25 protein-coding genes are annotated in these 21,190 nt (G+C 61.8%); 12 read left to right on the forward strand and 13 right to left on the reverse strand.

Annotated features, from left to right (window positions below):
• Positions 1 to 162 precede the first annotated feature (162 nt).
• The 5 genes from AC07VV_RS12330 (at position 163) to AC07VV_RS12350 (ending at position 5,859) form a co-directional block, all read left to right on the forward strand.
• Positions 163 to 1,437 (forward strand): glycerate kinase type-2 family protein, encoded by a 1,275-nt coding sequence (locus tag AC07VV_RS12330; RefSeq protein WP_495036367.1) that lies wholly within the window; start codon positions 163 to 165, stop codon positions 1,435 to 1,437.
• Positions 1,434 to 2,849, forward strand: a complete 1,416-nt coding sequence (pyk, locus tag AC07VV_RS12335; protein ID WP_495036368.1) for a pyruvate kinase — start codon at positions 1,434 to 1,436, stop codon at positions 2,847 to 2,849. The genes AC07VV_RS12330 and pyk overlap by 4 nt, the downstream gene beginning before the upstream one ends.
• A gap of 145 nt (positions 2,850 to 2,994) precedes the next feature.
• Entirely contained in the window at positions 2,995 to 3,909 is a 915-nt protein-coding gene (locus AC07VV_RS12340) for an urea transporter (protein ID WP_495036369.1), read from the forward strand.
• A 21-nt stretch (positions 3,910 to 3,930) separates the two neighbouring features.
• Positions 3,931 to 4,755 carry an ion transporter gene (locus tag AC07VV_RS12345; RefSeq protein WP_495036370.1) on the forward strand — a complete coding sequence of 275 codons (825 nt, stop codon included), beginning with the start codon at positions 3,931 to 3,933 and terminating at the stop codon, positions 4,753 to 4,755.
• A gap of 105 nt (positions 4,756 to 4,860) precedes the next feature.
• The gene (locus AC07VV_RS12350; protein WP_102620357.1) at positions 4,861 to 5,859 is read left to right on the forward strand and encodes a sulfate ABC transporter substrate-binding protein; all 999 of its coding nucleotides are present in this window, start codon (positions 4,861 to 4,863) and stop codon (positions 5,857 to 5,859) included.
• 53 nt (positions 5,860 to 5,912) lie between these two features.
• On the opposite strand, the gene AC07VV_RS12355 is transcribed toward AC07VV_RS12350, so the two are convergent.
• On the reverse strand, positions 5,913 to 6,533 hold the full coding sequence (locus AC07VV_RS12355) for a hypothetical protein (protein ID WP_495036371.1): 621 nt from the start codon (positions 6,531 to 6,533) through the stop codon (positions 5,913 to 5,915).
• A 243-nt stretch (positions 6,534 to 6,776) separates the two neighbouring features.
• Here AC07VV_RS12355 and AC07VV_RS12360 point away from each other — a divergent pair, with 243 nt between their 5' ends.
• Entirely contained in the window at positions 6,777 to 7,964 is a 1,188-nt protein-coding gene (locus AC07VV_RS12360; protein ID WP_495036372.1) for an MFS transporter, read from the forward strand.
• A gap of 46 nt (positions 7,965 to 8,010) precedes the next feature.
• Here the strand turns inward: AC07VV_RS12360 and AC07VV_RS12365 are convergent, their stop codons facing one another.
• A complete protein-coding gene (locus tag AC07VV_RS12365) occupies positions 8,011 to 8,415 on the reverse strand; it encodes a type II toxin-antitoxin system HicB family antitoxin (protein WP_096822143.1) in 405 nt (134 codons plus the stop codon).
• Complete coding sequence (locus tag AC07VV_RS12370) at positions 8,415 to 8,627, reverse strand: type II toxin-antitoxin system HicA family toxin (protein ID WP_096822144.1); 213 nt, start codon at positions 8,625 to 8,627, stop codon at positions 8,415 to 8,417. The genes AC07VV_RS12365 and AC07VV_RS12370 overlap by 1 nt, the downstream gene beginning before the upstream one ends.
• 221 nt (positions 8,628 to 8,848) lie before the next feature.
• On the opposite strand from AC07VV_RS12370, the gene AC07VV_RS12375 reads away from it, so the two are divergent.
• The 4 genes from AC07VV_RS12375 to AC07VV_RS12390 all read left to right on the forward strand — a co-directional run bounded on the left by AC07VV_RS12375 (position 8,849) and on the right by AC07VV_RS12390 (position 11,614).
• Positions 8,849 to 9,568, forward strand: coding sequence for an SDR family oxidoreductase (locus AC07VV_RS12375; RefSeq protein ID WP_096822145.1), 720 nt, complete (start codon positions 8,849 to 8,851; stop codon positions 9,566 to 9,568).
• Positions 9,569 to 9,589: 21 nt separating this feature from the next.
• Positions 9,590 to 10,477, forward strand: coding sequence for a LysR family transcriptional regulator (locus AC07VV_RS12380; RefSeq protein ID WP_495036373.1), 888 nt, complete (start codon positions 9,590 to 9,592; stop codon positions 10,475 to 10,477).
• 84 nt (positions 10,478 to 10,561) lie between these two features.
• Positions 10,562 to 11,029, forward strand: a complete 468-nt coding sequence (locus AC07VV_RS12385) for a helix-turn-helix domain-containing protein (RefSeq protein ID WP_495036374.1) — start codon at positions 10,562 to 10,564, stop codon at positions 11,027 to 11,029.
• Between the two features lie 81 nt (positions 11,030 to 11,110).
• Positions 11,111 to 11,614: a VapC50 family PIN domain-containing toxin gene (locus tag AC07VV_RS12390; RefSeq protein ID WP_495036375.1), complete on the forward strand. Its 504-nt coding sequence runs from the start codon at positions 11,111 to 11,113 to the stop codon at positions 11,612 to 11,614.
• 52 nt (positions 11,615 to 11,666) lie between these two features.
• Here AC07VV_RS12390 and AC07VV_RS12395 read toward each other — a convergent pair whose 3' ends face one another.
• From AC07VV_RS12395 to ccmA, 10 genes are all read right to left on the reverse strand, one after another.
• Entirely contained in the window at positions 11,667 to 12,074 is a 408-nt protein-coding gene (locus tag AC07VV_RS12395) for a hypothetical protein (RefSeq protein ID WP_495036376.1), read from the reverse strand.
• A gap of 25 nt (positions 12,075 to 12,099) precedes the next feature.
• Positions 12,100 to 13,299 carry a c-type cytochrome biogenesis protein CcmI gene (ccmI, locus tag AC07VV_RS12400; protein WP_495036377.1) on the reverse strand — a complete coding sequence of 400 codons (1,200 nt, stop codon included), beginning with the start codon at positions 13,297 to 13,299 and terminating at the stop codon, positions 12,100 to 12,102.
• Positions 13,296 to 13,766, reverse strand: coding sequence for a cytochrome c-type biogenesis protein (locus AC07VV_RS12405; protein WP_495036378.1), 471 nt, complete (start codon positions 13,764 to 13,766; stop codon positions 13,296 to 13,298). The genes ccmI and AC07VV_RS12405 overlap by 4 nt, the downstream gene beginning before the upstream one ends.
• Complete coding sequence (locus tag AC07VV_RS12410; RefSeq protein ID WP_007959246.1) at positions 13,763 to 14,299, reverse strand: DsbE family thiol:disulfide interchange protein; 537 nt, start codon at positions 14,297 to 14,299, stop codon at positions 13,763 to 13,765. The genes AC07VV_RS12405 and AC07VV_RS12410 overlap by 4 nt, the downstream gene beginning before the upstream one ends.
• Positions 14,296 to 16,284: a heme lyase CcmF/NrfE family subunit gene (locus AC07VV_RS12415; RefSeq protein WP_495036379.1), complete on the reverse strand. Its 1,989-nt coding sequence runs from the start codon at positions 16,282 to 16,284 to the stop codon at positions 14,296 to 14,298. Before AC07VV_RS12415 ends, AC07VV_RS12410 begins: the two co-directional genes overlap by 4 nt.
• Positions 16,285 to 16,287: 3 nt before the next feature.
• Positions 16,288 to 16,743 carry a cytochrome c maturation protein CcmE gene (ccmE, locus tag AC07VV_RS12420; RefSeq protein WP_096822151.1) on the reverse strand — a complete coding sequence of 152 codons (456 nt, stop codon included), beginning with the start codon at positions 16,741 to 16,743 and terminating at the stop codon, positions 16,288 to 16,290.
• Positions 16,740 to 16,916, reverse strand: coding sequence for a heme exporter protein CcmD (gene ccmD / locus AC07VV_RS12425; protein ID WP_008055370.1), 177 nt, complete (start codon positions 16,914 to 16,916; stop codon positions 16,740 to 16,742). The genes ccmE and ccmD overlap by 4 nt, the downstream gene beginning before the upstream one ends.
• On the reverse strand, positions 16,913 to 17,668 hold the full coding sequence (locus AC07VV_RS12430; RefSeq protein WP_096822152.1) for a heme ABC transporter permease: 756 nt from the start codon (positions 17,666 to 17,668) through the stop codon (positions 16,913 to 16,915). The genes ccmD and AC07VV_RS12430 overlap by 4 nt, the downstream gene beginning before the upstream one ends.
• 78 nt (positions 17,669 to 17,746) lie before the next feature.
• The gene (ccmB, locus tag AC07VV_RS12435) at positions 17,747 to 18,415 is read right to left on the reverse strand and encodes a heme exporter protein CcmB (RefSeq protein WP_085710502.1); all 669 of its coding nucleotides are present in this window, start codon (positions 18,413 to 18,415) and stop codon (positions 17,747 to 17,749) included.
• Positions 18,412 to 19,047: a cytochrome c biogenesis heme-transporting ATPase CcmA gene (ccmA, locus tag AC07VV_RS12440; protein ID WP_495036380.1), complete on the reverse strand. Its 636-nt coding sequence runs from the start codon at positions 19,045 to 19,047 to the stop codon at positions 18,412 to 18,414. Before ccmA ends, ccmB begins: the two co-directional genes overlap by 4 nt.
• A gap of 197 nt (positions 19,048 to 19,244) precedes the next feature.
• Here ccmA and fliK point away from each other — a divergent pair, with 197 nt between their 5' ends.
• Entirely contained in the window at positions 19,245 to 20,819 is a 1,575-nt protein-coding gene (fliK, locus tag AC07VV_RS12445) for a flagellar hook-length control protein FliK (protein WP_495036381.1), read from the forward strand.
• Positions 20,816 to 21,145 (forward strand): EscU/YscU/HrcU family type III secretion system export apparatus switch protein, encoded by a 330-nt coding sequence (locus tag AC07VV_RS12450; RefSeq protein WP_096822156.1) that lies wholly within the window; start codon positions 20,816 to 20,818, stop codon positions 21,143 to 21,145. The genes fliK and AC07VV_RS12450 overlap by 4 nt, the downstream gene beginning before the upstream one ends.
• Positions 21,146 to 21,190 lie beyond the last annotated feature (45 nt).

Consider the following 21,190-nt stretch of genomic DNA (forward strand, 5'->3'; position numbering starts at 1 on the left):
TCGTTCCCACGTCGAGGCGTCGAACCGTCCGCGTGGGAATGCAGCCCGGGACGCTCCGCGTCCCTGCCGAAGCGGACGCAGAGCGTCCATTGAGGCATTCCCACGCAGAGCGTGGGAACGATCAACTGCACTAACCAAGAACAATAAGAATGGGAGCCCGCCATGTCGGTCGATCCGCAACAACTGCTGCGCGAGCTGTTTGCCACAGCCATCGACGCGGCCCATCCGAACCAGGTCCTCGAAGCCCATCTGCCTGCCGATCGCAGCGGTCGCGTGATCGTCATCGGCGCCGGCAAGGCTGCCGCTGCCATGGCGCAAGTGGTCGAGCGCTGCTGGGAAGGTGAAGTCTCGGGCCTTGTGGTGACCCGCTACGGTCACGGCGCCCCGTGCGAAAAAATCGAAGTGGTCGAAGCCGCACATCCGGTGCCGGACGCTGCAGGCCTGGCCGTGGCCAAACGCGTGCTGGAACTGGTCAGCAACCTGACCGAAGACGACCGCGTGATCTTCCTGCTGTCCGGCGGCGGCTCTGCCCTGCTGGCGCTGCCGGCCGAAGGTATTACCCTGGCCGACAAACAGTCGATCAACAAAGCCCTGCTCAAATCCGGCGCGACCATCGGCGAGATGAACTGCGTGCGCAAGCACCTCTCGGCGATCAAGGGCGGACGCCTGGGCAAAGCCTGCTGGCCGGCGACTGTTTATACCTACGCGATTTCCGATGTACCGGGCGACCTCGCCACGGTCATCGCCTCCGGCCCGACCGTGGCCGACCCGAGCACCAGCGCCGAAGCGCTGGCAATCATCAAGCGCTACGGCATCGAGATTCCGGCCTCCGTGCGCAGCTGGCTGCAAAGCCCGGAATCGGAAACCGTCAAACCCGGTGATCCAAGCCTGGCCCGCAGTCACTTCCAGTTGATCGCCCGCCCTCAGCAATCGCTGGATGCGGCGGCGGTGAAATGCCGTCAGGCCGGTTTCAGCACGCTGATCCTCGGCGACCTGGAAGGCGAATCCCGCGAAGTGGCGAAAGTCCACGCCGGCATCGCCCGCCAGATCATTCATCACGGCCAGCCGCTGGCGGCGCCGTGCGTGATTCTCTCCGGCGGCGAAACCACGGTGACCGTGCGCGGCAATGGCCGTGGCGGACGCAACGCCGAATTCCTCCTCAGCCTCACCGACAGCCTCAAGGGCCAGCCCGGCGTCTACGCGCTGGCCGGTGACACCGACGGCATCGACGGCTCGGAAGACAACGCCGGCGCGATCATGACCCCGGACAGCTACGCCCGTGCCGTTGCCCTGGGCCTGAGCGCCAGCGACGAGCTGGATAACAACAACGGTTACGGCTACTTCGAGGCGCTCGATGCGCTGATCGTCACCGAGCCGACCCGCACCAACGTCAACGACTTCCGCGCCATCCTGATCCTCGAGAGCTCTAAATCATGACGCCTGACAAAAAGGTCAAAATCCTCGCCACCCTCGGGCCTGCCGTCGACGGCATCGAAGACATCCGCGAGCTGGTCGAGGCCGGGGTCAACATCTTCCGTCTCAACTTCAGCCACGGCGATCACGCCGACCACGCCAAGCGCTATCAGTGGATCCGCGAAGTCGAGCGCCAGCTCAACTATCCGCTCGGGATCCTGATGGACCTGCAAGGGCCGAAACTGCGGGTCGGCAAGTTCGCTGACGGCAAGGTGCAACTGCATCGCGGTCAGGCCTTCCGCCTCGATCTGGACGCGACGCCGGGCGACGAACGCCGGGTGAATCTGCCGCATCCGGAGATCATCGCCGCGCTGGAAGCCGGGATGGATCTGCTGCTCGATGACGGCAAACTGCGTCTGCGGGTCGTCACCAAATACGCCGACGCGATCGACACCACCGTGCTCAACGGCGGCGAACTGTCGGATCGCAAGGGCGTGAACGTGCCGCAGGCGGTGCTCGACCTGAGCCCGCTGACGGCCAAGGATCGCCGCGACCTGAGCTTCGGTCTGGAGCTGGGTGTGGACTGGGTCGCGCTGTCGTTCGTGCAACGTCCGCAAGACATCATCGAGGCTCGCGAGCTGATCGGCGACAAGGCGTTCCTGATGGCGAAAATCGAGAAGCCGTCGGCCGTCGAGCAACTGCGTGAGATCGCCGAACTGAGCGACGCGATCATGGTGGCTCGCGGTGACCTCGGCGTGGAAGTGCCGGCCGAAAGCGTGCCGCAGATCCAGAAAAACATCATCACCACCTGCCGTCAGCTCGGCAAACCGGTAGTAGTGGCGACGCAGATGCTCGAATCGATGCGCTTCTCTCCGGCACCGACCCGCGCTGAAGTCACCGACGTTGCCAACGCCGTGGCTGAAGGCGCCGATGCGGTGATGCTGTCGGCCGAAACCGCGTCCGGCGAGTACCCGCTGGAAGCCGTGCAGATGATGAGCAAGATCATCCGTCAGGTCGAAAACGGTCCGGACTACCAGACCCAACTCGACGTCAGCCGGCCGAAAGCCGAAGCGACCGTGTCCGATGCGATCAGTTGCGCGATCCGTCGCATCAGCAACGTGCTGCCGGTGGCTGTACTGGTCAATTACAGCGAGTCCGGTGCATCGAGTCTGCGTGCGGCGCGGGAGCGGCCGAAAGCGCCGATCCTCAACCTGACGCCGAACCTGCAGACCGCCCGCCGCTTGAGCGTGGCGTGGGGCATTCACTCGGTGGTCAATGATCGCCTGCGTCAGGTGGATGAGGTGTGCTCGACCGCGCTGGAAATCGCTCAGGCTCAAGGAATGGCCGAGCGTGGCGATACGTTGCTCATCACCGCGGGTGTGCCGTTCGGGCAGCCGGGGTCGACTAATTCGCTGCGGATCGAAACATTGATTTAAGCAACACCTGTGTGGCGAGGGAGCGTGCTCCCGTCGCTCGGCATGACGGTTTCCACAAGAGACACCGCATTCACCGGGCACGAGCTCCCTCGCTACAGCTTCAAGCAAGACCTTTTGATTTTCCCACTGCCCAGATTTCCCAGACATGCCTGCCAACCATTTCAACACCCACTGCCCCGACTGGGCCGAGGCTTTGCTCAACGGCTTCAGTCAAATCTTCCTCCAGCGCCATCCGCTGTGTGGACTCCTGTGCCTTTTGGCCATTTTATTCACCGCGCCCGTGCTGTTTGCCGGCGCGCTGCTCGGCGCGGTCGCCGGTTTGCTCACCGCGCAACGCCGTAACTACGCCAAGGCGGATCGCCAGGCCGGACTGTTCAGCTATAACGGCGTGCTGGTCGGTCTGTTGCTGAGCCTGTACTTCCCTTGGTCGCCGATGCTGCCACCGCTGATTCTGGCGGCTGGGGGTCTGAGCGCGATGATCACGCAGCAATGGCTGAAACGCGCACGCCTCACCGAGTACCTGCCCGCCTACACCGCGCCGTTCGTGTTGCTGAGCTGGGTGTTCCTGTGTTTCGCCGAGCCTTCGACGCCGGCTCCGGCACTTGAACTGAACACCCTGAACCTGCTCGGTGCCACCCTGAAAGGATTCGGCCAGGTGATGTTCCTCGACCATCCGTTGGCCGGTGGATTGATCGCTGCCGGCTTGCTGATCGCCGATCGCCGGGCCTTCGCCTGGGCGCTGCTGGCTTCGGTGATTGGCCTCGGTTCCAGCCTGTTGCACCACGACAGCCAGGTCGCGTTGCTGGGTCTGGGCGGCTACAACGCGGTGCTCGCCGCCCTCGCCTTCAGCGCGCAACGCCAGCAACCGTGGTTGCCATTGTTCGGCATCGGCCTGGCGCTGCTGTTGACGCCGCTGTTCAGTGCCCTTGGCCTTGCGACCCTCACGGCGCCCTTCATTCTCGCCTGCTGGCTGCTGCGCACCGGCATTCGCCTGATGCGCCAACCGCAGATCAACGCCGCGCCTTGCGCTAACGGGGAGAATCAACCTAGGCTGCGCTGATTGATGGCCAAGGCGATGTGCATGAACGGTAACAACACGTGGCGTGATCGCCTGTACGTGATCATTTTCCAGACCGATACGGTGGCCGGCCGCCGTTTCGACAAGACCCTACTGCTGATCATCTTCGCCAGTCTGGTGACGGTGATCCTCGACAGCATCGACGACGTCCACCAGAACTACGCCGATGTGCTGGCGTACATCGAATGGGGCTTCACGGTCATCTTCCTCGGCGAGTACCTGCTGCGCCTGTACTGCTCGCCCAAGCCGTTGCGCTACGCCTTCAGTTTCTACGGGCTGGTGGACTTGCTGGCGATCGTGCCCGGCATCCTCGCGTTGTATTACAGCGATGCCCAGTACCTGCTGATCATCCGGGTGATCCGGATGCTGCGGATCTTCCGCGTACTCAAGCTCGGTCCGTACCTGAAACAGGCGCATTACCTGCTCGATGCCCTGCGCGGCAGCAAGCAGAAAATCCTCGTGTTCCTGCTCAGCGTCTGCACCCTGGTCACGGTGTTCGGCACCTTGATGTACGTGGTCGAAGGCCCGGAACACGGCTTCACCAGCATTCCCAAAGGCATCTATTGGGCTATCGTGACCCTGACCACCGTGGGTTATGGCGACATCGTGCCGAGGACCGTTCTGGGCCAGGTGATTTCGTCACTGGTGATGATCACCGGTTATTCGATCATCGCCGTACCCACCGGGATTTTCACCGCTGAACTGGCCACGGCCATGCGCGGGGGTCAGTTGCAGCACGACTGCCCGGTGTGCACAAAAAACAGCCATGAACAGGAAGCGTCGTTCTGCTCCCGTTGTGGCAATGCGCTGTTCAAGAAAATGGAATAAGCAAAGTTCTTTTTAATCTTTAAGCGACTATGCGCGCCCCGCTATAGTCGCTGGCAAATGGCCTCATCTTTGTAAAGACACCCCCTACAGAACAAGGAATGCGCAGTGAAAAAACTCTTTGGCGCCTCACTTCTCGCCGCTGGTCTTGCCTTCGGTAGCGTGGCTCAAGCCGCACCGACCCTGCTCAACGTTTCCTACGACGTGATGCGCGATTTCTACAAGGACTACAACGCTGCGTTCCAGAAACACTGGCAGGCCGAACACAAAGAGAGCATCACCGTGCAGATGTCTTTCGGTGGTTCAAGCAAGCAGGCGCGCTCGGTCATCGACGGCCTGCCGGCTGACGTCATTACCATGAACATGGCCACCGACATCAATGCCCTGGCGGACAATGGTCAACTGGTGCCGAAGGACTGGGTCACCCGTCTGCCGAACAACAGCGCGCCGTTCACTTCGGCCACCGTGTTCATCGTCCGCAAAGGCAACCCGAAAGCCCTGAAAGACTGGCCTGACCTACTCAAGGACGGCGTGCAGGTGATCGTGCCGAACCCGAAAACCTCGGGCAACGGCCGCTACACCTATCTGTCTGCCTGGGGCTACGTGTTGAAAAACGGCGGTGACGAGAACAAGGCCAAAGACTTCGTCGGCAAGCTGTTCAAGCAGGCGCCAGTGCTGGATACCGGCGGCCGTGCCGCGACCACCACGTTCATGACCAACCAGATCGGCGACGTGCTGGTGACCTTCGAAAACGAAGCCGAAATGATCGCCCGCGAGTTCGGCCGCGACCAGTTTGAAGTCATCTACCCAAGCGTCTCCGCCGAAGCCGAGCCGCCGGTATCGGTGGTCGACAAAGTCGTCGAGAAGAAAGGCTCCCGCGCCGCTGCCGAGGAATACCTGAAGTACCTGTGGTCGCCGGAAGGCCAGGAGATCGCCGCCGCCAACTACCTGCGTCCACGTGACCCGGCGGTACTGGCCAAGTACACCGACCGCTTCCCGAAAGTCGACTTCCTGTCGGTAGAGAAGACCTTCGGCGACTGGCGCACCGTGCAGAAGACCCACTTCAACGATGGCGGGATCTTCGACCAGATCTACAGCGGCCAGTAAGGCGTGAGCTGAAATGAAAAAGGCGACCTGAAGAGGTCGCCTTTTTTATGCGTTTACATCGGCGGTTTCACGCCATCCTTGCCGGCCGAGATCGATTGCGCGGTCAACGTGCCGTCCGCACTCTGGGTCACGAAGGTGACGATCTTCACGCCAACCTTGAGCAGGCTGCGATCACCCGGCATCAGGTTGACGATCGGCACGTCCTCCGGCACCAGGATCTTCTGCTGACCGCCCTTGTAGTTGACGGTCAGCACCCGGCCGTTGCTCACCACCAGATCGCCGACGCTGCCATTGGTCATGCTGCTGCCCTTGGCCAGGTCGAACGGCCGATGGCCATCGCCGCTGCCGGCCAACTCCGGCGGGAAGACATGCACCTCCAGCGCCTTGAGCGTGCCATCCTCCATCGGAATGGCTGCCGAGCCAATGTAGCTGCCGGGCTTGATGTCTTCGATGTTGGCCAGGGTGACGGCGCGGACCTTGGTGTCCGGGGTCAACTGGACCACCACGTTTTCACCGCTGTTGACGTGAACCTTGAGCGACTCGGAACTGACCCCGGTGATTTCGCCGCGCACGCCAATGCGCATCCCCGGGGCGTCACCGGCGTAGACGCTGCCGGCGCTGAGCACGCCGATCAATGCAAGAGTCGTGGTGTGGCGAAGCAGCTGACGAAACATCGCAATCCTCCGGTTGTTTGCAGGTGGAAATCCACTGACAACATAAGCACGCTATCGAACAAGATGTAAGTGAATGTATCATCGCCCCTCCCCGGTCGGACGCAAGGTTCGCCGATGGACGACACCTCACCGGCCGCCACCTATTCCGCAACGGAATAACTGATATCGATCCAAGGCTTCTACCGCCGGCCCGGTTCGTCCCTTAGCCTCACCGCATTCCTTTTCGCTGGATCGAGAAACCCTATGACCGCCACAACTCACGCAATGACCCGAGGCATGGTGCTGCTGTTCGCTTTCTGCTGCGGCGCCATCGTTGCCAACATCTACTACGCCCAGCCGATCATCGGCCTGATTGCCCCGGACATCGGACTGACCGACACCATGGCCAGTTTCATCGTGTCGCTGACCCAGATCGGCTATGCGCTGGGCCTGTTTTTCCTGGTGCCACTGGCGGATCTGCTGGAAAACCGCCGCTTGATGATCATCACCACGGTGGTGGCGATTGCCAGCCTGCTCGGCGCAGCGTTTACCGATCAACCGAATGTGTTCCTGCTGATCTCGTTGCTGGTGGGTTTCAGCTCGGTGTCGGTGCAGGTGCTGATTCCATTGGCGGCGCATCTGGCACCGGAAGAATCCCGTGGCCGGGTGGTCGGCGGGATCATGGGCGGTCTGCTGCTGGGCATTCTGCTGGCGCGGCCGGTGTCGAGCGTGGTCGCCGACCATCTCGGCTGGCGGGCGATGTTCATGATCGCGGCAGGGTTGATGGCGGCAATCAGCGTCGTCCTGGCGTTGACCGTGCCCAAGCGTCAACCGGATCACAGCGCTTCCTACGGCCAGTTGCTTGGATCGTTGTGGACGCTGCTGCGCAAACAACCGGTGCTGCGTCAGCGGGCGTTCTACCAGGCCTGCATGTTCGCCACTTTTAGCCTGTTCTGGACCGCCGTGCCGCTGGAACTCGCGCGCAACCATGGCCTGTCCCAGAGTGAAATCGCGATCTTCGCCCTGGTCGGCGCCATCGGTGCGATTGCCGCCCCGATCAGCGGACGCCTGGCCGACGCCGGCCACACCCGCGTCGCCTCGCTGCTGGCCATGCTGTTCGCCAGCCTGTGTTTCCTGCCCGCCTTCATCCACCCGGCCTACAGCGTGATCGGCCTGGCCGTGACCGGCGTCGTACTCGACTTCTGTGTGCAAATGAACATGGTGCTCGGCCAGCGCGCGGTCTACTCCCTCGACGCCAAAAGCCGCGGCCGCCTCAACGCGCTGTACATGACCAGCATCTTCGTCGGCGGCGCCTTCGGCTCATCGATCGCCAGCGCGGTGTATGAGCACGGCGGCTGGCTGTGGATCGTGATTGTTGGCAGCGTGTTCCCGCTGCTGGCGCTGGTGCGGTTCTTGAGTGCTTCGCAAAAGGGTGTTTTGGCGACTGCCTAGAAACTTGAAAGCACTGTCGGATCGCTGATCCGACAGTGCCTGATGCTCAATGCCGAACCAGTTTTTCCATGGCGGCATCCGCCAGAAAGGAAGAGCGGCTTTTGACATTGTGCTCACGCACGTAGCGGTCAATCCGCTGGATGACATAGCCGGGCAATGTCACATTGACCTTTTCGGTCTTGCCCATGTACGGCGAGATGTCCAGCTCCAGCATGCCCCACCCCATGTCCGCGAACTCTGGATTGTTGCGATGAGCAGCCGCAGAAGTCGGCATCGGAATCGAATCACCTTCCGCTGCAATCTCCTGCAGCATGATGTGCGCAATCTCGACGGCAGCGTTGTAGGCATCCTCAAACGTATCTCCGGCCGTCACGGCGCCGGGAATATCGGGGATCTGAATACCGATGGCGGTGTTCTCGTCGCCCCACTCGATGCAGATTGGATATTGCATTACGGATCTCCTTTGTAACTGGCTGGCGGGTTGTGCAACCCGGCACGCCTCCTGATGCTCTTGACCGTTCCGACCGGCAAATCCTTTTTCGGGTGAGGAACGGGAATCGTGTAAGGGTTGTAACGGTGCGTGAAGATGTGATGACTGCCGGTAACCCGATCCAGCGTCCAGCCTGCCTCCTCCAGCTCCTTGATCAATAACCTGCTCTGCACCAAGCGTCTCCTTGCTTCGGCCAAACAAAAGTAACCCTAGAGTTATATTTACTCAAGCACAGAAATTCGCAGAACGACGGTCGGTTATGTTGCAGCGTGTTTTCCAGAACCGTTGCAATCACCGCATACCGTTTGAGGACGCCACGCACAACCCGCATTACACTCGGCATCTTCAAACAATCAATGGCTGCCCGAGCCGCAGCCTGCCCCAAGGAGTTGCCATGACCCGTCGTACCTTCCTCATCACCGGCGCCAGCAAGGGTATCGGGCGGGCGCTGGCCGAGCATCTGGATCGGGCCGGGCATCGGGTGGTGGGGATTGCCCGTAAGCCGGATCTGAGCTTTCCGGGGATTCTGTTTCCGCTGGACCTGAGTGATCGCAAGCTCGCCGGTGAAGTGCTGGCGGATCTGGCGCGCACTTATGAGTTCGATGGGCTGGTGAACAACGTCGGGCTGGTGCGACCGCAAGCGTTGGGGGACATCGATCTCGACGCATTTGACGATGTGATGCGGGTCAACCTGCATTCGGCCTTGCAGGCGACTCAGGCGTTGTTGCCGGGCATGCGCACGCGCGGCTGGGGCCGGGTGGTGAACATTTCCAGCCTGACCGTGCTCGGTATCGCTCAGCGCACCGCGTATGCGGCGGCGAAAGCAGCGCTGGTCAGTTTCACGCGCTCGTGGGCGCTGGAACTGGCGCAGACCGGGATTACCGTCAACGCCGTCGCGCCGGGGCCGACCGAGACCGAACTGTTCCGCGCCAACAACCCGCCGGGCAGCGAAGGTGAAGCGCGGTATCTGGCCGGGGTGCCGATGGGTCGTCTCGGGCAGCCGGAAGAGATTGCTTCGGCGATTGCTTTTCTGTTGTCCGAGCAAAGCGGATTCATCACCGGGCAGACGTTGTTTGTCGACGGCGGCGCCTCGGTCGGCAAAGCCGCGTTCTGATCACTGGCACAAGGACACCCGATGGACCGCCTCGCCGCCATGGAAACCTTTGTCTACGTCGTGGAAACCGGCTCGTTTTCCGCTGCCGCCCGGCGGCTGAATATCGGTCAGCCGGCCGTGTCGAAAACCATCGCCCAACTCGAAACCCGACTCGCCGTGCGCCTGCTGTTGCGCTCGACCCGAGGCCTGACGCCGACCGAAGCCGGCCTGGCGTTTTTCGAACGGGCCAAACGCACCCTCGAAGAAGCCGATGAGGCCGACAATGCAGCTCGCGGCACCGCCAGCGGCCTGAGCGGCAACCTGCGCATCAGCACCGCCGTGACCTTCGGCCGGATGCATGTGGTTCCACACCTGGGGCCGTTCCTCGATCAGCACCCGCAACTCAATGTCGACCTGCTGCTTGACGACCAGAACATCAACCTCGTGGAAGAAGGCATCGACATCGCCCTGCGCCTGGGCCCGCTCAACGACTCTGGCCTGACCGTGCGCAAGATCGCCGAATGCCGTCGCGTTGTGCTGGGCACGCCGACCTACTTCGCCAGCCACGGCGAACCCGCCTGCCCTGCCGATCTGACCCGACATCGCGCCGTCATCTACAACCGCGGCGGTGGCGCGACCTGGCATTTCAGCAAAGATGGGGAAGAACAGTCCGTGACTGTTAATGGGCGCCTGCGCGTCAGTGCTGCCGAAGGTTTGCGTGAGGCGGTTCTCGCCCATCAGGGCCTGGGGCTGGGCTCGGAGTGGATGTTTGCACCTGAACTGGCCAGCGGCGCAGTGAAGGCTGTCATGAGCGATTGGGTGTTGCCGAAGCAGGAGTTGTGGGCGGTGTTTCCGACGGGACGGATGGCCAGCGCGAAGGCGCGGGCGTTTGTTGAATATGTGCAGGGCTTGTTGGCGGAAATGTCGTAAAATCAGCACTCGTTTCGTTTATTGCGATTTTCGCTTATTTCGAATAACGTTCCGGCATTCATCATTCCCAAAGCCGGACTCGCCATGTCGACCGTTATTCATCCCTCAATCAGCCTCCCTGTAGAACGCGAAGTAAAAGCCGCCATTGAAGGACAGCGCGCGCTGGCTGCTTACCTCGCAACCCATTTCGAGACTCAGCACATCCAGATTTTCGACGAGCAGAACGAAGCTCATCGCGTCGAACTGCCCACCTCGGCCCTGCGCCTGCTGATCGACATTCTGGCAGAGCTGGCAGCCGGCAACGCGGTTCAGGTCGTGCCGGTGCATGCCGAATTGACGACCCAGGAAGCCGCCGACCTGCTCAACGTCTCACGTCCACACCTCATAAAACTGCTGGAAAGCGGCGAGTTGTCCTACCACAAAACAGGCAAGCACCGACGTGTGCGCTTTGCCGATCTGATGGACTATAAGAACCGGCGCACCACCGCCAGCGAGCAGGCAATGACGCTTCTCGCAGAGCAAGCTCAGGCGTTAAGGACAGGATACGAGTGAGGCATTCCTCTTTCACCGCTGCCTCGCCAATGAAAAGCCGACGCATGTGTCTTGTACCCCGCCCCCTTGAGAGACTTTCTGATGTGGCTTGCGCTCTCAGGGCGATTTCGGGCGAGATGGACCCAGGAGATTCACTGCGAATGGAAACGCAATCTGCTGAAGAACCGCCCTGACCTGACGATGGAACAGCTGGATCGTACGTCCGGCCTGATGGATCAAGCGATACCCGATGCCTGTGTCCATGACTATGAAGACCTGATTGCCGGACTCACGTTGCCTGACTGCGATGATCGTCATGTTCTGGCAGCGGCCATCCGTTGCGGCGCAAGTGTGATAGTGACCTTCAACCAGAAAGACTTTCCCGGCAAAACGCTGGAGCCTTTCGGCATCGAGGCGCAGCATCCGGACGAGTTCGTCGACAACCTCTTGGGGCTTGATCCGGCAGCAGTGGTTGCAGCGGCCCAAAAGCAGCGTCGCCAACTGAAAATGCCTGCCATGGATGTCGAACCGTTTCTTGATCTACTGCGCCGCCAAGGCCTGGTTAAGTCGGTCCAGGCACTCAGCGACTATCACGCGATCCTTTGAAAATTCATTACCGCACACAGCAAAACGGCGATCCAAAGATCGCCGTTTTTCATTACTCCCCGAACTGCTTGCCCAGCCCCGCCGGCACGCCGTGGATGTTGGTTTCTTCCCACGGTCCGTTCGGGCTGATCGAGCGGCTCCAGCCGTTGTTCCAGCGGTAGTAGGTGCGCTGGCGGTAGAAGGTGTTGGTCTGGTCATCCAGTACGTATACGCCCAGCTTCTGATCCCAGTGGCTGTTGCCACCCGGTGGCGGGGCGAAGCTGGCGGAGGTGCGTGGGGCCGGTTTCGCGGGTTTGGCCGGGATGCCCGGTTTGCTCGGTGTCGGGGTGGTTGACGGGGTCGGGCCGGGTTGTGAAGGCGGGATCGGCGGCAGCCGGGTGGTCGGCTCCGGTCGTTGCACCGCACATGCGCTCAAGCCCAGGGCCAGTGTGAGGACTGTGATTCGGGCGATGGCGTTCATGGCGGTGCTTTCCTGTTGATTCCGGCTATTTGTCCGGGCTGTCGATGGTCAGTGTCTGCGTCGCGGTGGTGCTGCTGGCCAGAGGCCCGCTGCGACCGACCCACTCACCGGCGGTCGGCTGACCGGCACGGGAGATGCGCGCAACCAGTTGGACTTCGGGGAAGTTCGACAGTTTCAACTGCGGCATCATTGCGTCGGCATCGCCCAGTTCGACGGTCACCGGCAGGTCGGCGACGGTCAGTCGCTTGGCCGCCAGCGGCGCTGGAGGGCCAGACACTGCACGGGCGAAGATGAACACGCTGTCGCCCGGTTGCACCTTGCCCTTGAGCTCGCTGGCCAGATCGACGCTGACCTTGAGCAGCGCGGTTTTCGCGACCGGTGCCTGGGCGACTTTACCGCCGCTGGCTTCAAGTTTTTCAGTGGCGCGGGCGATGCCGCCTTGCAGAGGCTCGCGGGATTTATCTTCCGGCGGCAGTTGCGCCAGCAGACGGTTCCAGTAATCAATGGCTTGCTGATAGCGCTCGCCTTCGAACGCGGCGATCCCCAGCAGGCCGAGGCTGGTGACTTCTTTCGGATCAGCCTTCAGTGCTTCGTCGGTCAGGGCCTGAATCTTGTCCGACCACTTCTTGCCATCGGCGAAGTACTGCGCCTGCGCCCACTGGCCGAGCAGTTCCGGTTGACGACCGGCCAGGTTGGCAGCGCGCTCGAACATCTTCGCCGCGTCTGCCGGACGATCTTGAGCCATGTAGGTACGACCGAGGAAGTACAGGCCTTCGGCGGAATCCGGTTGCGCGGCTACGGCGCGCTCCAGACGCTGGGTCATCTCTTCCATCGACTGTGGCGCCTGGGAAAATTCCCGGGTCAGTTCGACTTTGTCGGCGGCACCAAAATGCAGATAGAGGCCGAGGCCCAACACCGGCACCAGCACGGCCGCCAGCAACGGCAGCGGTTTGCCCAGACGCGAAACCCGCGCTGGAGCCACGCCTTCGGTGTCGGCCAGCAGTTCCCGCGCCGCTTCGGCACGGCCGCTGTCCATTTGCGCGGCATCGAGAACGCCCTCGGCCTGCTGCGATTGCAGCTCGGCGACACGTTCCTGATACAGCGCGACGTTCAGGGCAGTCCGATCCTCTTCACGCTGGGCGCGACGTTCACGCAGAACGGGGATCAGCAGAAAACTCAGGGCGACCAGAAGCAACAGCCCTGCGGCAAGCCAGAAATCAATCATTCTTGGTTTTTATCCAACAGTTGGTCGAGACGCTGACGCTCTTCAGGGGACAGCGATTGCGGAGTCTCGGCATGTTGCCCGCGACGGCGGCGGACGATCACGGCGATGACGACAAAACCGCCGAGCAACAATCCGGCGGGGCCAAACCACAGCAGCGCGGTCTTGGCATTGAGCGCCGGTTTGTAGCGCACGAAATCACCGTAGCGGTCGACCATGAAGTCGATGATCTGCTGATTGTCCTTGCCCTCGCCGAGCATGCGGAAAATCTCTTTGCGCAGGTCGGCGGCAATCGGCGCGTTGGAGTCGGCGATGTCCTGGTTCTGACATTTGGGGCAGCGCAGTTCCTTGGTCAACTCACGGAAACGCTCGCGATCGCCTTCTTTGGCAAACTCGTAGGTGTCGATGGCGGCGTGGGCCACACCGGCCAGGCTCAAGCCCAACACCACGGCAGCTAAAAAGCGCTTCATGGCTTGGCCTCGTCAACCAGCGCCTGATACTTGGCCGCCAGTTTTTCCCGCCAGACCTGCTCATCGATCACGCCAACGTACTTGTCGCGGATGATGCCCTTGGCGTCGATGAAGAAGGTTTCCGGCGCGCCGTAGACACCGAGGTTCAGGCCCAGGGAGCCTTCGTCGTCACGGATGTCCAGTTGATACGGATTGTGGAATTCGGCCAGCCACTTCAACGCATCGGCGTTGGTGTCCTTGTAGTTGATGCCGTAGATCACCACGCCGCGCTCGGCGAGTTTGTTCAGCACCGGGTGCTCGACCCGGCAGGAAATGCACCAGGTGCCCCAGACGTTGACCAGTGCCGGTTTACCGAGAATGTCAGCCTTGGTCAGGGTCTTGTCGCCCTGCACGGCCGGCAGGGAAAACTCCGGGAATGGCTTGTTGATCATCGCCGACGGCAGCTCCGCCGGATCCAGGTACAAACCGCGATAAAGGAATACGGCCACCAGCAGGAAAATCGCCAATGGCACCAGCATCAACCAACGTCTCATGCAGCGGCTCCTTCCATGCCCAGCGCTTCACGCACCTTGGCTTTGACCTTGACCCGGTAGCGCCGATCCAGCGCCGCCAGCAAACCACCGAAACCGGTCAGCAGACCGCCGAACCAGATCCAGCGCACGAACGGTTTGACGTGTACCCGCACTGCCCAGGCGCCATCGCCCAGCGGCTCACCCAATGCGACGTAGAGGTCGCGGGTGAAACCGGCGTCGATCCCGGCTTCGGTCATCATCGAGCTCTGCACGGTGTACAGGCGTTTTTCCGGGTGCAGCACGCTGACTTCGCGGCCATCGCGGATCACCCGGACGGTGCCTTTATCGGAGGTGAAGTTCGGGCCTTCGAAATGCTTGGCGCCTTCGAACACGAACTGATAACCGGCCAGTTCCATCGACTCGCCCGGCGCCAGACGCAGGTCGCGCTCGGCACTGTTCTGACTCGACAACACCACGCCCAGGGCGCAAACGGCGATGCCGAGGTGGGCGAGTTGCATGCCCCAATAGCTGCGGGTCAGGGTCGGCAGGCCTTTGATCAGGCCTTTGTGACGAGTCTTGTCGAAGATGTCGCGCACGCCGGCCAGCAACACCCAGGCTGCGAGCAGGAAGGTTGCGATCACCGCCCAGTTGAAATCGCCGTAGGCGACACCGGCAACGACCGCCAGTGCAACGCTGCCCAGCAACACCGGGGTCAGCATGTTTGCCAGCCATTTCACCGGTGTGTCTTTCCAGCGCACTATCACACCGACTGCCATCACCACCATCAGCAAGGCCATCAGCGGAATGAACAACGCGTTGAAATACGGCGGACCGACCGAGAGCTTGGCGCCACTGATGGCATCCAGAATCAGCGGATACAGCGTGCCGAGCAGGATCATCGACGCGGCCACCACCAGCACCAGGTTGTTGCCCAGCAGCAGGGTTTCCCGCGACCACAGGTTGAAACCGACCTGGCTCTTGACCACCGGAGCACGCAAGGCAAACAGCGTCAGCGAACCACCGACCACGAACAACAGGAAGATCAGGATGAACACGCCGCGCTCGGGGTCCGAGGCAAACGCGTGCACCGAGGTCAGCACGCCGGAACGCACGAGGAAAGTGCCGAGCAGGCTCAGGGAGAACGCGGCAATCGCCAGCAACACCGTCCAGCTCTTGAACACGCCACGTTTTTCCGTGACCGCCAGCGAATGGATCAGCGCCGTGCCCACCAGCCAAGGCATGAAGGAAGCGTTTTCCACCGGGTCCCAGAACCACCAGCCGCCCCAGCCGAGTTCGTAGTAAGCCCACCACGAACCGAGGGTGATGCCGATGCCGAGGAAGGCCCAGGCGACGATGGTCCACGGACGCGACCAGCGTGCCCACGCCGCGTCGAGACGACCGCCGAGCAGTGCGGCGATGGCGAACGCAAACGCCACCGAGAAACCGACGTAGCCCATGTACAGCATCGGCGGGTGGACGATCAGGCCGATATCCTGCAGCAACGGATTGAGGTCACGACCGTCGGCCGGGATCTGCGGCAGGATCCGCGAAAACGGGTTCGAGGTCAGGATCAGGAACAACAGGAAACCCGTGCTGATCATGCCCATCACCGCCAGTACGCGAGCGAGCATGACTTGCGGCAACTGCCGGGAGAACACCGACACCGCGAAGGTCCAGCCACCGAGGATCAACGCCCACAACAGCAACGAACCTTCGTGGGCGCCCCACACGGCGCTGAACTTGTAGTACCACGGCAGCGCGCTGTTGGAGTTCATCGCGACGTAAGCCACGGAGAAATCGTCGGTCATGAACGCGTAGGTCAGGCAACCGAAGGCGAACAGCAGGAATGCGAACTGCCCCCACGCCGCCGGTTGGGCGAGGCCCATCCACAGACGGTCGCCACGCCAGGCACCGAGCAACGGCACCACGGCCTGCACCAGCGCGAAACACAGCGCCAGGATCATGGCCAGGTGGCCCAACTCAGGAATGAAAATGCTGGATGTCATCGATCAACCCTCCTTCGCAGGGGTTGGCGCGGATTGACCGCTGTCCTTCAGTGCTTTGGTCACTTCAGGTGGCATGTATTTTTCGTCGTGCTTGGCCAGCACTTCATCGGCGACCACGACGCCGTCGGCGTTGAGCTTGCCGAGAGCAACAATGCCCTGCCCTTCACGGAACAGGTCAGGCAGGATTCCACGATAGGTGATGGTCACGGATTTGTTGAAGTCAGTGACCACGAATTTGACGTCCAGAGAATCCGAGGAACGTTGCAGCGAACCTTTCTCGACCATGCCGCCCGCACGGATGCGGGTGTCCTGCGGTGCTTCGCCGTTGGCGATCTGGGTCGGGGTGTAAAACAGATTGATGTTCTGCTGCAGGGCGCTCAGGGCCAGGCCGACGGCAGCGCCGACCCCGACCAGAATCGCCAGAATGATGATAAGACGCTTTTTGCGCAGCGGATTCACTTGCCGTTCTCCCGGCGCAGACGACGCGCCTCTTGTTGCAGATACCGCTTGCGGGCCAGGATCGGCGCCGCCACGTTGAGGGCCAGCACCGCCAGGCAGATGCCGTAGGCCGACCAGACATACAGGCCATGATGGCCCATGGCGAGGAAGTCGCCGAATGACGCGAAACTCATCGAGCGGCCTCCAGGCTGTTCTGCACTTCTTCTTTTACCCAACTGGCGCGGGCTTCGCGCTTGAGCACTTCAAGACGCATGCGCAGCAACAGCACGGCGCCGAAGAAACAGTAGAAACCCAGCACCGTCAGCAGCAGCGGCAGCCACATTTCGGCGGGCATCGCCGGTTTTTCGGTGAGGGTGAAGGTCGCGCCCTGGTGCAGGGTGTTCCACCACTCCACCGAGTATTTGATGATCGGAATGTTGATCACGCCGACGATGGCCAGCACCGCGCAGGCCTTGGCGGCGCTGTCGCGATTGCTGATGGCGTTGCCCAGGGCGATCACGCCGAAATACAGGAACAGCAGAATCAGCATCGAGGTCAGCCGCGCGTCCCAGACCCACCACGAACCCCAGGTCGGTTTACCCCAGATCGCCCCGGTGACCAGCGCCACGGCGGTCATCCACGCGCCGATCGGTGCGGCGCATTGCAGGGCGACGTCGGCCAGTTTCATCTTCCACACCAACCCGACCACACCGCACACCGCCAGCATCACGTAGATCGACTGAGCGAGCATCGCAGCGGGTACGTGGATGTAGATGATGCGAAAGCTGTTGCCTTGCTGATAGTCCGGCGGCGCGAAGGCCAGGCCCCAGACGACGCCAACGGTGATCAGCAGCAACGCGGCAATGCTCAACCACGGCAACAGCCTGCTGCTGATGCCATAGAACCACTTGGGCGAGCCGAGCTTGTGAAACCAGGTCCAGTTCATACTGTTTCCATCACGGGTGCCGCTCATCGGTGTGAGCAGTCTCAGGGTCTTTGCTGGTTAAATTTTAACCAGACCTCATTATTCGCCGACGCTGATCTTCAGGCCAGCAGCTATTGCAAAGGGTGTCAGGGTTATCGCCAGGGCGGTCAGGCTGCCAAGCCACAACAGATAACCCGTCGCCGGCATGCCTTGCAGTGCCGCCTGCAAGGCGCCACTGCCGAGGATCAACACCGGGATGTACAACGGCAGAATCAACAGCGCCAGCAACAGGCCACCGCGTTTCAGACCGACCGTCAGCGCCGCGCCCACCGCGCCGAGCAAGCTCAGCACTGGTGTTCCCAGCAACAACGAAAGCAGCAATACCGGCAGACACGCAGCCGGCAACCCGAGCATCAACGCCAGTAACGGCGAGAGCAAAACCAGTGCCAGCCCGGAAAAAAGCCAGTGTGCCAGCACCTTGGCCAATACCAGAAGTGGCAGGGGGTGCGGCGAAAGGACCCACTGTTCAAGGGATCCGTCTTCGAAATCACTGCGGAAAAGCCCGTCCAGCGAGAGCAGGACCGACAAGAGAGCCGCCACCCAGACTAACCCCGGGGACAAGTTTTGCAATACTTGAGTTTCCGGTCCGACGGCCAGCGGGAACAACGCGATGACGATGGCGAAGAAAATCAGCGGATTGGCCAGCTCCGCCGGGCGGCGGAACAGCAGTCGGGACTCACGGGCAACCAGCAGGCCGAACACACTCATACCGCCCAATTCCCCAGATCGATGTCGCGATAACCGCCCGGCATCCGGCTCAGCGTGTGGTGGGTGGTCAACACCACCAGACCGCCCCGCTCGCAGTGATTGGCCAGGTGTTCTTCGAGTTGCGCCACGCCCTGCTTGTCCAGCGCGGTGAACGGTTCATCGAGAATCCACAGCGGCGGGCTGTCGAGGTAAAGGCGCGCCAACGCCACGCGGCGCTGCTGACCGGCGGACAGGCTATGACAGGGAACATCTTCGAAACCGCGCAATCCAACCGCCGCCAGTGCCTGCCAGATCGCGTCGCGTTCGGCGGGTTGATGCAGGGCGCAGAGCCAGGCGAGGTTTTCTTCCGGGGTGAGCAGGTCCTTGATGCCGGCGGCATGGCCGATCCACAGCAGGTTGCGCGCCAGTTCGCTGCGTTGCTCGCTCAGCGGTTTGCCGTTGAGCAGCACCTGACCGTCGGTCGGTTGCATCAGGCCGGACAGCAAACGCAAGAGACTGGTCTTGCCGCTGCCGTTGGGACCGCTGATCTGCACCATATCGCCACTGGCCAGTCTCAATTCGAGATTTTCGAAGAGCAGCCTGAGATCACGCTCACACGCGAGGCCAACGGTTTGCAGGACAGGACTGGTCAAGGGTTCACGGGCCTTATACGGTTCAAGTCGGCTCTGGGGCGGCCGTTAAAGAGTTGCAGCATAAATGCAATGACGGCTCAATCCAGAGAGCTGCGTCAAACAATTGCAATGTTTTTTGAACGAACGGAAAGACGGGCGGCATTATACATGGCGTCTCCCCCTCTCCCGAGCGCATTTTCCTCAGGTTGTGTCCGCGTATGACAGGCGAAATGAACATCCTCCCGCTCCCGCCCACCACCCCGGCGACTGCTCGCCCGCAGGTAGGTGAGCTGCTCAAGCTGTTGACGCCGATGGACGGGCTGATTGCCGCCGGCCAGAGCGCCAAGGCCGAGGTGTTGTCGCTGAAGCCGGCGGACCAGGCCTTTCAGGTGCTGCTCAAGGTCACCCTCGACAGTGGCCGTCAGACTACCGTGCAGGCGACCAGTCCCCTGCCGCTGCCGCAAGGCACCAACCTGGCCGTTACCCAGCCGTCGGCGGGCAATCTGGCGGTCACCGTGCAACAGGCTATTGCCACTGCTGTCGCCACCCTCACCCGCATCGACACCGCGCAATTGCCGGTCGGCACACTGCTGCAAGGCAAGGTGCTGACGAATCAGGCGTTGCCGCAGGTGCCGGGGCAGCCGACAGTGTTCCGTTCGACGGTCAGCCTGCTCAACACGGTGTTGAGCGGCAGCACCCTGAGCCTCGACAGCCCGCAGCCGTTGCGCATCGGCACCCTGCTGTCGGCGCTGGTGCAGGATTCACAGACCCTCAAGTTCCTGCCGCTGAGCAATCGCCAGGAACAATTGGCGGTCAGTCAGCAACTGGTCAGCCAGCAGAGCCGCCAGGGCTCGCTGGACGGTTTGCTGAAAATGCTCCAGAGCCTGCCGCCCGCCGACGATCAGACCTCCAGTGATCTGCGCGCCGCCGTGGACCGGCTGCTGGCCAACCTGCCGGACGTCGAGCAACTGACCACGCCGAAAGGCCTGGCCCAGGCACTGCTCAACAGCGGCGCGTTTCTTGAAGCCAAGCTGTTGACCGGGCAAAACCCGACCCTGACTCCAGACATGAAAGCCGATCTGCTCAAACTGATCGCACAACTCACGCCCGGCCTGCCCGGCAATACCAATCTGAACGCTATCATCGCCGCCAACACCCTGGCCCAGGCGATGCCGAGCTTCGTGCGCAATGCCCTCGGCATGCTCGGCCAGGTCAGCGCCAAACCGCTGCCGAGCAGCTTCCCGCTGCCGGACCGGTTGCTGCAAAGCCTGGAAGGTGAAGGTGATCTGGAACATCTGCTGCGCCTGGCGGCCGCCGCTGTCTCGCGCCTGCAAAGCCATCAGCTGTCGAGCCTGGAACAGACCGGCGTGACCGACGACGGGCGCCTGCTCAGCACCTGGCAACTGGAGATCCCGATGCGCAATATGCAGGACATCGTGCCGTTGCAGGTCAAGTTCCAACGCGAGGAAGCCCCGCAGGAAGAACAGAAGAATGACCGCCGAGACAGCGAGCGCGAAACCAAACAGCAGCTGTGGCGCGTCGATCTGGCGTTCGACATGGAACCGCTGGGGCCGATGCAGATTCAGGCGCAACTGATCAGTGGCAGTCTCTCAAGCCAGCTGTGGGCCGAGCGGCCGTTCACGGCAAGCCTGATCGAAAACAACCTGAGCGCCCTGCGCCAGCGCCTGCTGGATTCGGGTCTCAACGTCGGCGATCTCGACTGCCACCTCGGCACCCCGCCGCAAGGCAACCAAACCCGTCTCGAACACCGCTGGGTCGACGAAACCGCATGAACGATTCCACTGCTCCACGCCAGGCCATCGCCCTCAAGTACGACGGCAGCCACGCCCCGACCCTCACCGCCAAGGGCGACGAAGAACTGGCCGAAGAAATCCTGCGGATCGCCCGCGACTATGAAGTGCCGATCTACGAGAACGCCGAGCTGGTGAAGTTGCTGGCGCGCATGGAACTGGGCGACAGCATTCCGCAGGAGCTGTACCTGACGATTGCCGAGATCATCGCGTTTGCCTGGAACCTCAAGGGCAAGTTCCCGGCGGGACAAGACCCGAATGCACCGATGGTCGAGAAGGACGTCACCGAGCGCGGCGACGATTACTGAAGGCAAAAAAAATCGCAGTCATCAATGACTGCGATTTTTCGTTCC

This window comes from Pseudomonas sp. GW821-FHT02C04 (genome assembly GCF_059421845.1).